Origin of the sequence: Pseudomonas sp. 2VD (assembly GCF_005503585.1) — a bacterium.
In the GTDB taxonomy this organism is placed as follows: Bacteria; Pseudomonadota; Gammaproteobacteria; order Pseudomonadales; family Pseudomonadaceae; genus Pseudomonas; species Pseudomonas aeruginosa.
Genome location: NZ_SCND01000233.1, coordinates 1 through 9,687 on the forward strand (window position 1 = coordinate 1; position 9,687 = coordinate 9,687).

General features: G+C 69.5%; 10 protein-coding genes and 1 pseudogene. 3 read left to right on the top strand and 8 right to left on the bottom strand.

What is annotated here, in order from left to right:
• Positions 1-398: YkgJ family cysteine cluster protein (locus FFS27_RS21920; RefSeq protein ID WP_052150688.1), on the top strand; the 398-nt coding region annotated here is incomplete at its 5' end.
• Between the two features lie 2 nt (positions 399-400).
• Here FFS27_RS21920 and FFS27_RS21925 read toward each other — a convergent pair.
• From FFS27_RS21925 to FFS27_RS21935, 3 genes are read right to left on the bottom strand one after another with little or no spacing between them, the layout of a single operon-like run.
• Positions 401-1,837 carry an ArnT family glycosyltransferase gene (locus tag FFS27_RS21925; RefSeq protein WP_023101612.1) on the bottom strand — a complete coding sequence of 479 codons (1,437 nt, stop codon included), beginning with the start codon at positions 1,835-1,837 and terminating at the stop codon, positions 401-403.
• The gene (locus tag FFS27_RS21930) at positions 1,834-2,808 is read right to left on the bottom strand and encodes a glycosyltransferase family 2 protein (protein WP_003107470.1); all 975 of its coding nucleotides are present in this window, start codon (positions 2,806-2,808) and stop codon (positions 1,834-1,836) included. Before FFS27_RS21930 ends, FFS27_RS21925 begins: the two co-directional genes overlap by 4 nt.
• A complete protein-coding gene (locus FFS27_RS21935; protein WP_003111807.1) occupies positions 2,805-3,167 on the bottom strand; it encodes a GtrA family protein in 363 nt (120 codons plus the stop codon). Before FFS27_RS21935 ends, FFS27_RS21930 begins: the two co-directional genes overlap by 4 nt.
• Before the next feature lie 236 nt (positions 3,168-3,403).
• Here FFS27_RS21935 and FFS27_RS21940 point away from each other — a divergent pair, with 236 nt between their 5' ends.
• Positions 3,404-4,765 (top strand): MATE family efflux transporter, encoded by a 1,362-nt coding sequence (locus FFS27_RS21940; protein WP_003111808.1) that lies wholly within the window; start codon positions 3,404-3,406, stop codon positions 4,763-4,765.
• On the opposite strand, the gene FFS27_RS21945 is transcribed toward FFS27_RS21940, so the two are convergent.
• The 5 genes and pseudogenes from FFS27_RS21945 to mgtA all read right to left on the bottom strand — a co-directional run.
• Positions 4,741-5,109: an SLOG family protein gene (locus FFS27_RS21945; protein ID WP_137952212.1), complete on the bottom strand. Its 369-nt coding sequence runs from the start codon at positions 5,107-5,109 to the stop codon at positions 4,741-4,743. The genes FFS27_RS21940 and FFS27_RS21945 overlap by 25 nt on opposite strands.
• Positions 5,097-6,764 (bottom strand): Na/Pi cotransporter family protein, encoded by a 1,668-nt coding sequence (locus tag FFS27_RS21950; protein ID WP_009314302.1) that lies wholly within the window; start codon positions 6,762-6,764, stop codon positions 5,097-5,099. The genes FFS27_RS21945 and FFS27_RS21950 overlap by 13 nt, the downstream gene beginning before the upstream one ends.
• Before the next feature lie 42 nt (positions 6,765-6,806).
• The gene (locus FFS27_RS21955) at positions 6,807-7,016 is read right to left on the bottom strand and encodes a hypothetical protein (protein ID WP_003121106.1); all 210 of its coding nucleotides are present in this window, start codon (positions 7,014-7,016) and stop codon (positions 6,807-6,809) included.
• A gap of 50 nt (positions 7,017-7,066) precedes the next feature.
• Complete coding sequence (locus FFS27_RS21960; RefSeq protein ID WP_003135296.1) at positions 7,067-7,843, bottom strand: hypothetical protein; 777 nt, start codon at positions 7,841-7,843, stop codon at positions 7,067-7,069.
• 97 nt (positions 7,844-7,940) lie between these two features.
• Positions 7,941-9,401: pseudogene (gene mgtA, locus FFS27_RS21965) on the bottom strand (magnesium-translocating P-type ATPase); the annotation flags it as partial.
• 63 nt (positions 9,402-9,464) lie between these two features.
• Here mgtA and FFS27_RS21970 point away from each other — a divergent pair.
• The coding region (locus FFS27_RS21970; RefSeq protein WP_442962186.1) for a P-type ATPase at positions 9,465-9,687 on the top strand (223 nt) is incomplete at its 3' end.

Below are 9,687 nucleotides of genomic sequence, written 5' to 3' on the forward strand. Positions count from 1 at the left end.
CGCCGATGAAGAAGATCCCGCTCGCCGCCGCCGACCCCGACCGCCTGGATACCTGGGTGAAATACCGCGAAGGCCTGTGCGGCGAGTGCAACGCGACCTGCTGCACGCTGCCGGTGGAAGTGCGCATCGACGACCTGATCCGCATGCGACTGGTCGACGAGTTCGAGCGCGAGGAGCCGGCCAAGCGAATCGCCAAGCGACTGGAAAAGGATGGCGTGATCGAGCACTTCAACCACAAGCGCGAGATCTTCACCCTCACCCGCATGGCCAACGGCGACTGCCTGTACCTCGACCGCAAGACCCGCCTGTGCACCATCTATGCCCGCCGCCCGGACACCTGCCGCAACCACCCGCGCATCGGCCCGCGTCCCGGCCACTGCGCCTACCGGCCGAAGTAGCCTCAGCCAGGCGGCGCGACGCCCTGGCATAGCTGGTACTGTCCCACCGGCGGCCGGCAGCGCAAGCGCTGGCGCACCTCGTCGGGCAAGGCGCCGAACGAACGCGAGCGGATCGCCAGCAGGGCGTCGCGACGCAACCAGCCGGCCAGTTCGCTGTCCTCCGCCCGTTGTGCCCGCCCGCCGCTGTAGAACACTGCCGAGTACGGCCGCTTCGGCCAGAACACCAGCGGCCGCTCGCGCCAGCCGGCGTCGCTGGCCAGCAGCGCGGCGGTGGACTTCTGCTCGGCGCGCGAGCCCAGCAGCAGGGAGCCGAGGAACAGCGCGAACAGCAATGGGGTCAGCGCCAGGCAGGCCAGCCCGCCACGCCGCAGCCAGGCGCTGCGCGCCAGCGGCGCGCGCAGCAGGTCGGCGGCGAGCAACGCCAGGGCCGGCAGGCCGGGCAGCACGTAGGTCCAGAGGACGTTGCCGGCGAAGGTGAAGAACAGGCACGGCGCCAGTCCCCAGAACAGCCAGTAGCGCCTGCGCGAGGCGACGCCATCGACCACTTCCCCGCGCTGGCGCCAGCCCAGCCAGAGCAGCAGCGGCAGCCAGAGGCTCCAGGGAAACGCGGCGGCCAGCAGGAACAGCCAGACGCTGCCGTAGGGATAGGCGTGTGCATTGCCGTAGCGGTCGCCGTCCCAGCCGGCGGTGACGAAGCGCTGCCAATGCTCGCCGAGCAGGAAGTACTCGAGGAAGCCCGGCGTCTTCAACTCCGCCAGCAGGTACCAGGGCGCCGCCACCAGGAGCATCAGCAGGCTTCCGCGGATCCATGGCAGGCCCCGCCAGAGCGCGCGCCAGCGCCATTCCAGCAAGGCCCACAGGCCGATCGGCAGTCCGGCGAGAATCAGCGTCAGCGGCCCTTTCGCCAGCAGCCCGAGGCCGAGGCCGAGGAACATCAGCCAGCCCTCGCGACGCCGGACTCCCTCCGCGCCATGCAGGCCCAGCCAGAAGCCGCGCATGGTCAGGACCAGGGCCAGGGCCAGGGCCATGTCGGTCATCACCGCCCCGGAGGCGACGAAGAACAGCGCCGAACTGCCCAGCAGGACGCAGGCGATCCGCGCCTGCCGACGATCTTCGCGAGCCTGCCAGTCCCATACCAGCCACAGCACCAGCACGCCCAGCAACCAGTGCGGCAGGCGGCTGGCGAACTCGTTGGCGCCGAGCAGAAGCTGGCCGCCGGCGCTGAGCCAGAAGGCCAGCGGCGGCTTGCCCCAGAACGGCACGCCGACGTCGTACCAGGGCGTGATCCAATCGCCCAGTTCGGCCATCTTCCGCGCCACCTCGCCATAGCGGGCCTCGGTGGTGTCCATCAGCGGATAGCTGCCCAGGCTCAGCAGGCGGATGGCGAAGGCCAGGGCGAGCAGGAACCAGGCCAGCGGCCAGCCGCGCAGCGCCCTCACGGATTGGCCCCGCCGACCTGCGCCGGCAGGTAGCGGTCGATCAGGTAGAGCGGGCGGCGCCGCGCTTCCATGGTCATCCGCCCGAGGTATTCGCTGCACACGCCGATGGCCAGCAGTTGCAGGCCGCCGATCAGGAACAGCGCGGCGATCACCGGCCAGTGTTCGTGGATCTCCTGCTGGCCGAAGATCCCGGCGAGCAGGGTCGCCAGGGCCGCCAATAGGCTGAGCAGGCCGAGGTAGCCGGCGACCTTCAGCGGCGCGGTGGAAAACCCGGTGATGCCCTCCAGGGCGAAGTTCCACAGCCGCCAGTAGCGCCACTTGCTGTGGCCGGCGACGCGAGCGGCGCGGCTATAGGCGATATCGACCTGGCGGAAACCGACCCAGGCGAACAGTCCCTTCATGAAGCGATTGCCTTCCGGCAGCTCGCAAAGGGCATCGACCACCCGCCGGTCGAGCAGGCGGAAGTCGCCGACGTCGCGCGGGATCGGCACCTCGCTGAGGCGGTTGATCAGCCGGTAGAAGGCGCTCGCCGAGGCGCGCTTCAGCCAGCTTTCACCGGCCCGGCTACGGCGGCGCATGTTGACCATTTCGGCGCCGCCGATCCAGGCGTCGAGCATCTGCGGGATCAGTTCCGGGGGATCCTGCAGGTCGGCATCGATGACGATCACCGCGGCGCCGCGCGACAGCTTGAGCCCGGCGCTCATCGCCTGTTCCTTGCCGAAGTTGCGGGTGAAGCGGGCCACGCCCACCCGGCGGTCGGCGGCCTGTAGCTGGGCGAGGATCGTCGCGCTGCGGTCGGTGCTGCCGTCGTCGACATAGAGCACCTCGCAATCGTCGCCAAGGTCGCCGAGCACGGCGCCGAGGCGCTGGTGGAAGGCCGGCAGCACCGCCTCCTCGTTGAACACCGGCACTACCACGCTGAGCAGGCAGGGGGCCTCGAGCTTCGACGCCAGGGAAGGTTCGATCATCATGAGAAGGTCCAGAGTCGATGAAGGTGATAGGTCGCCAACAGCAGTGCGCCGGTCGCGGCGAGCTGGGCCAGGCGATAGTCGAGTCCGGCGAGGTCGCCGAGCAGCAACACCAGGACGGCGTTGCCGAGTACGCAAAGCAGGCTGACGGCGAAGAAGCGCGGCAGCGAACGGAACACCGGGCCACGGTGGCGGAAAGTCTTCCGGCGATGCCCCAGGTAGGCAGCCAGAGCCCCGCAGCTTGCTCCCGTCGCGGCGGCCACGGCGGCGCCAACGGCGAAGCCCTCGACCAGGAGGGTCAGCACCAGGTAATGAACGGCGGTGGCACCGGCGCCGACCGAGACGAAACGCCCCAGGAGCATGCATGGCTTCCTCTGGAAACAACCGACGCCGGCATTCTAGGAAGGTGCGCAAAGCCCCGCGGTTAGCGCTGCGCAAGCTTCCTGACAGGTTTTCGCAGGGTTCCCCGCGGCAGGCCTGGAAGCCGCGTCGGACAAGGAATACACGGCAGGCAGAGGTCTGTTACCGGATATGAAAAACGGGTTTTCCGCAGGCCTCGCCGCCGTCGCTATACTGCCCGGCCGATCCGGAGGACCCCATGAGCCTGTTGCGCGATGCCTGGCGCCACGCCCCGACCCACCACAGGGTCTGGGCGCTGGCCGGGCCGATGATTCTGTCGAACGTTTCCGTTCCCCTGGTGCACCTGGTGGACAGCACGGTGGTCGGCCACCTGCCGCACGCCTACCAGCTCGGCGCGGTAGCCGTGGGCGGCAGCCTGTACACCCTGATGGTCGGCGTGCTCGGCTTCCTGCGCATGGGCACCACCGGCTTCGCCGCCCAGGCCGCCGGCCGCGACGATGGCGGCGCGCTGCGCCTGATCCTCGCCCAGGGCCTGGGCATGGCGCTGCTCCTGGCCCTGCTGCTCGGCGCGCTGGCCCTGCCCCTGAGCGGCTGGGCCCTGCAACTGATGCAACCGTCGGCGGAACTGACCGGCGAGGCCCGCGCCTTCTTCCATACCCGCCTGCTCGGCCTGCCGGCGGCCCTGGCCAGCTACGCACTGGTCGGCTGGTTCCTCGGCACGCAGAACGCACGGGCGCCATTGGCGATCCTGTTGACCACCAACCTGAGCAACATCGCCCTGGTGCTCTGGTTCGTCCACGGCCTCGACTGGGGCGTGCAAGGCGCGGCCCGCGCCTCGGTGCTGGCGGAATGGAGCGGCGCCCTGCTCGGCCTGGCCCTGACCCGCCGCGACCTGGCCCGGCGCCCCGGGCGGGCGCAGTGGCAACGCCTGCGCCACTGGCTGTCCTGGCTGCCGCTGCTGATGGTCAACCGGGATATCTTCATCCGCAGCCTGGCCCTGCAACTGGTGTTCTTCCTGCTCACCGTACAGGGCACCCGCCTCGGCGACGCCACGGTAGCCGCCAACGCCCTGCTGCTCAACGGCCTGCTCCTGACGTCCTACGCCCTCGACGGTCTCGCCCACGCGGTGGAGGCGCTCTGCGGCCACGCCATCGGCGCCCGCGACCGAACTGCCCTGCGCCGCGCGCTGGTGGTGGCCGGTGGTTGGTCGCTGCTGGCAAGCCTGGCGTTCGCCGCGCTGTTCGCCCTGTTCGGCCACCTGTTCATCGACCTGCAGAGCGACATCGCCGGCGTCCGCGAAGTCGCCTACGCCTATCTGCCGTACCTGGCCTGCCTGCCGCTGCTGGGGATGTGGAGCTATCTGCTCGACGGCCTGTTCATCGGCGCCACCCGCGCCCGCGAGATGCGTAACGCGATGCTCGTCGCGGTGGCCGCCAGCCTGCCCCTCGGCTGGCTGTTGCAGGGGCTGGGCAACCACGGGCTATGGCTGGCGTTCCTCGCCTTCATGCTGCTGCGCGGGCTGGTCCTGGCCGCCTACGGCTGGCGCCTGACCCGCCGCGATGGCTGGTTCGCCGCTCAGGGCGCCGACAGCGGGCGATAGGCGAGCATCAGCGGGACGTCGGCAGCGTGCGCGACCTGTATCAGTTCGCTGGCCAGGCGCCCGCCGGGAAACACCAGCACCAGGTCCGGCGCGGCATCGCCGAGGACGGCCTCGCCATACTCGCGCAGGGCGTTGTCGCTGCCACTGCGCTCCGGATAATCGTAGGCGCGCGAATCCGCGCCACGCTCGCGGCACCAGCGCTCGGCCTCGTCCGGCAGGCTGCTGCCGGCATGCAGCAGGTGGCCGAGCAGCGCCACCGGTTGCAGGCCGTGGCACTGGTCGAGCGCCAGGCGCAGGCGTTCGGCGTCCTTGAAATGGCGTCCGGCGCAGATCAGGAGGCGCATGCCGATCCCTCCCCTTGCCCTGGCTCGTCCGGCCGCTTCGCCATCGGATCGATGCCGCTGCGTTCGAGCAGCGGATAGGCCAGGGCGGTGACATGATGGTGGATGCGTCGGTAGTCGCGGAGAATGCGCTGGAACACGTCGCCGGACTCCACCCAGGCACCGCGATCGTCGCGCAGGCGACGGAAGCGCTCGCGACTGGCATCGGCCTCCAGTCGCTGCAACAACTTCTTGCGCGCCACCAGGCGCAGCGCGGCGTCCAGGTCTTCGCGAAGGAACGCGCTGATCGCCAGGTGCAGGCTCTCCTCGATCGCCGCCTGCAACGGCAGCATGCGGCCCAGCTCGAACTCGCTGCCGGCGCGACTGCGCCCGGCCCAACGCATCGCCAGGGGCAGCAGGCTGTTGGCGACGAGATCGCCGATGTGCTCGATGTTGATGGCGAACAGGAGGATTTCCTGGGCACGATCGGCGTCGCTGTCGCCGAGGCCGTCCTGGCCGAGGTCTGCCAGGTAGGCGCGGATCGCCGCACTCAACTGGTCGAGGGCCTGGTCCTGGCGACGGATTTCTGCCGCCACCTTCGCCTCCGGTCGCTGCAACAGGCCGCTGGTGGCGCGCAGCATCAGACTGGCCATGTCGGCCAGCCGCAGGACTTCGCGAGTAGCGTTGGCCAGGCCGATGTTGGCCACCTCCAGCCCGGCTTCGTCGAGGTAGCGCGGCATGCCCGGCTCGTCGGACTGTGCCTCTTCCGGCAACAGGCGCGCGAGCAACGCCGCAAGCGGTCCGGTGAAGCCGATCGCCAGCAGTGCCAGGGCCAGGTTGAAAGCACTGTGGAACCAGACCGCCGCCGCACCACCGAGTGCGTTGGCCGGCTGCGCCAGCGCCGTCAGCCAGGGCAGCACCAGCAGGCAACCGAGCAGGCGCACCAGCAGGTTGCCCAACGGCAGGCGCCGCGCCACCCGGCTACCGGCCACCCCCAGCGCCGGCAAGGCGCCGCCGAGGTTGGCACCGAGCACCAGGGCCAGGGCGATGGGCAGCGAGACCAGTCCGGCCTGGGCCAGGGACGCCACCAGCAGTACCACCGCGACACTGGAATGGCAGGCCCAGGTCAGCAGCGCGGCGAGCAGCAGGGCGATCAGCGGATCGCCTTCGAGGCCGTGGATCACCGCGACAAAGGCTGGCGAGGCCTCGATCTGCTGCAGGGAATGGCCGAGCAACGCCAGCGCCAGAAGCATCAGGCCGAGTCCGATCAGGCACTGGCCAAGGCTCTCCAGGCGCGGACCGTCGCCCAGGCGGAACAGCAGCAGGCCGGACAGCAGGGCCAGCGGCGCCAGCAACGAGGTGTCGAAGCTGAGCAGTTGCACCACCAGAGTGGTGCCGACGTTGGCGCCGAGCATCACTGCCAGCGCCGGCGCCAGGCCCAGGGTGCCACTGGCGGTGAAGGACGCTGCCATCAGACTGGTGGCGGTGCTGCTCTGCAGCAGGCCGGTGATGCCGAGCCCGGCGAGCAGGGCCAGCCAGCGGTTGCCCAGGTGGCGGCCGAGCCAGTTGCGCAGCGCAGTGCCGAAACCGCGCAGCACGCCGCTGGAGACCATGTGCGTGCCCCACAACAGAAGGGCCACGGCACCGGCCAGGTTGATCAGGAGGATGGTTCCCAGCATGGCGGAACTCCCGGTTCGGAATGGATCGTGAAGGGAACGGGCTCATTGACCCATGGCCAGCCTGAGCGAGGCACGGTTGAGCGCGCTCGAGCAGTCCAGCAGGTATTTCACTTCGACCTGGCTCAGGCGGCCGCTGGCGTATGCGCGCACGCTGATCACCATCAGCAGGTGCGCGGCCTTCGCCAGCAGCCGTGCTGCCAGGCCACAGAGCGCGCGGCGAGACGCGCCCAGGCATTTGCGTACGACGTTCATGGCTGTTTCCTCGGTGGAGGAGCGTGCCGCAGCGCGGCACGCCCTTGGGCTCAGAAACGCAAGGTCGCTCCCGAGACCAGCCATCGCTCGCGCTCGCCGCGCAGGTGGCCGCCGACCAGCAGGTCGAGGTCCAGCCGTTCGCCCAGGTGCAGCCGCGGTCCGGCCTGCCAGCCGCTGTCGCCGGCCGACTCGCCGAAGCGTTCGGCGATCAGGGTCAACGGCTGGCCGACGCGGTATTCCATGCCCATGCCCCAGTTCCAGCGATGCCGGCGCTCGCCCTCGGCGTAGGCATGCCCCAGGCCGACCCCGGCGTTCAGGCGCAGGGCCTCGAACGGCTGGTAGCTCAGCGGCAGGTTGAAGCCGGCGCCTTCGAAGGCGTGCCGGCGGTCCAGGTAGAGATCCGCCGAGAGCGCCAGGGCCAACGCCAGGCCGAGGTCGTCGCGGGCCAGCAGCGGTGTCTTCAGCTCGGGGCTGAGGCGGCTGTGCCGATCGCCCGCGTCGCCCTCGCGCACCAGCGCCGCGCCGAGCTGCACCGATGGTAGGGCGGAGAAGGTGCAGGCGGGCGACAGCACCGACTGGTAGCGGTTGCCGTGGTGGCGTTCGCGCTGGTGCCAGGCGTCCAGGTTGCATTCGCCGACGGGGTCGATCTCGCCGTCGTCGACCCGGTAGGCGCCGCCCGCGGCGCGAGCCTCGGACAGCAGCGCCAGCAGCAGGACGCAGGCGAGCGCGGCGGCGACGAAGCCCAGGCGCCAGGACAGGGCGCGTCGCAGCGCGGCCGGCAGCGGTTGGAAAAGGGGCGCCCGCGGGCGCCGGTCGTGCAGGGTCATGATGCGTCTCTCCATGCGTGGGGCCGGTGTGCGTTGCGCGGCGCGGCGAGGCTTGCCGACGCGCCGGGAAAGGCCGGGACGAAGCCCGGCCGATCGCTCAGAACCACTGGCCGAAGCGGCGGATGTAGAGGGTCTTCATGGTCTGCGCGGTGACGCAGTAGCAGAGCAGCGTGCCCACCAGCCAGGGGAAGTACTCCCACGGCAGCGGCTGCAGGCCGACCATCGCCCCCAGCGGCGAGAACGGCACGTAGATGCCCAGCGCCATCACCAGCCCGGTCATCAGCATCACCGGCAGCGCCGCGGTGCTCTGGATGAAGGGAATCTTCTGGGTACGCAGCATGTGCACCACCAGGGTCTGCGAGAGCAGGCCCTCGATGAACCAGCCGGACTGGAACAGCGACTGCATTTCCGGGCTGTTGGCGGCGAACACGAACCACATCAGCGCGTAGGTGGTGATGTCGAAGATCGACGAGGTCGGGCCGATCCAGACCATGAAGCGGCCGATGTTCTTCGAGTCCCACTTGCGCGGCTTGGCGAGGAACTCCTTGTCCATCTTGTCCCACGGCAGCGACAGCTGGGAGATGTCGTACATCAGGTTCTGCAGCAGCAGGTGGATCGCCAGCATCGGCAGGAAGGGGATGAAGGCGCTGGCCACCAGTACCGAGAACACGTTGCCGAAGTTGGAGCTGGCAGTCATGTTCAGGTACTTCATGATGTTGCCGAAGGTCTCGCGGCCCTTGATAACGCCCTCCTCCAGGACCATCAGGCTTTTTTCCAGGAGGATGATGTCGGCCGATTCCTTGGCGATGTCGGTGCCGCTGTCCACCGAGATGCCGACATCGGCATCTCGCAGCGCGGGGGCGTCGTTGATGCCGTCGCCGAGGAAGCCGACGGTGTGTCCGTTGCCCTGCAGGGCCTTGAGCACCCGCGACTTCTGCAGCGGCGTCAGCTTGGCGAACACCGTGCGCTCCTCGGCCAGGCGTTGCAGGGTGGCATCGTCCATCAGGTCGATGTCGCGACCGAGCAGCGGCTCGCCGACGTCCAGGCCGACCTCGCGGCAGATCTTCGCGCTGACCACCGGGTTGTCACCGGTGAGCACCTTCACCGCCACGCCGTTCTCGCGCAACGCGGCGATGGCCGGGCCGGCGGTTTCCTTCGGCGGATCGAGGAAGGTCAGCAGGCCGGCGATCACCAGATCGCGCTCGTCGCTGGCGCCGTACTGGGCCTGGGACTCCGTGCGCGAGAGGCTGCGGGTGCCGAGCAGGAGCACGCGGAAGCCGTCGCGGTTGTATTGCTCGGCCAGCGCCAGCAGGGCCCGGCGGCGTTCCTCGTCGAGCGGCAGGTCGACGCCGTCCTGGTGCACGCGGGTGGCGATCTCGAGCATTTCCTCGACCGCGCCCTTGCACACCAGCAGGTGTTCGCCGTCCTTGCCCTCGAGGATCACCGAGAGACGCCGACGGACGAAATCGAAGGGCAGTTCGTCGACCTTGCGCCAGGCATCCGACGGCGTGATGCGCGGGTTCTGTTCGACGAAGGCGACCACCGCGCGGTCCGCGAGAAGTCCGCCAAGCGGATCGCCGCCGACCAGCAGGACCTGCTCGAACTGCCGAACATCTGCTTCATGGGCACCAACGTGGTCAGCGGCACGGCCACCGCGGTGGTGGTCGCCACCGGTGCGCGCACCTATTTCGGTTCGCTGGCCCGTTCCATCGTCGGTTCGCGGGCGCAGACCGCCTTCGACCGTGGGGTGAACAGCGTCAGTTGGCTGCTGATCCGCTTCATGCTGGTGATGGTGCCGATCGTGTTGCTGATCAACGGCTTCACCAAGGGCGACTGGACCGAGG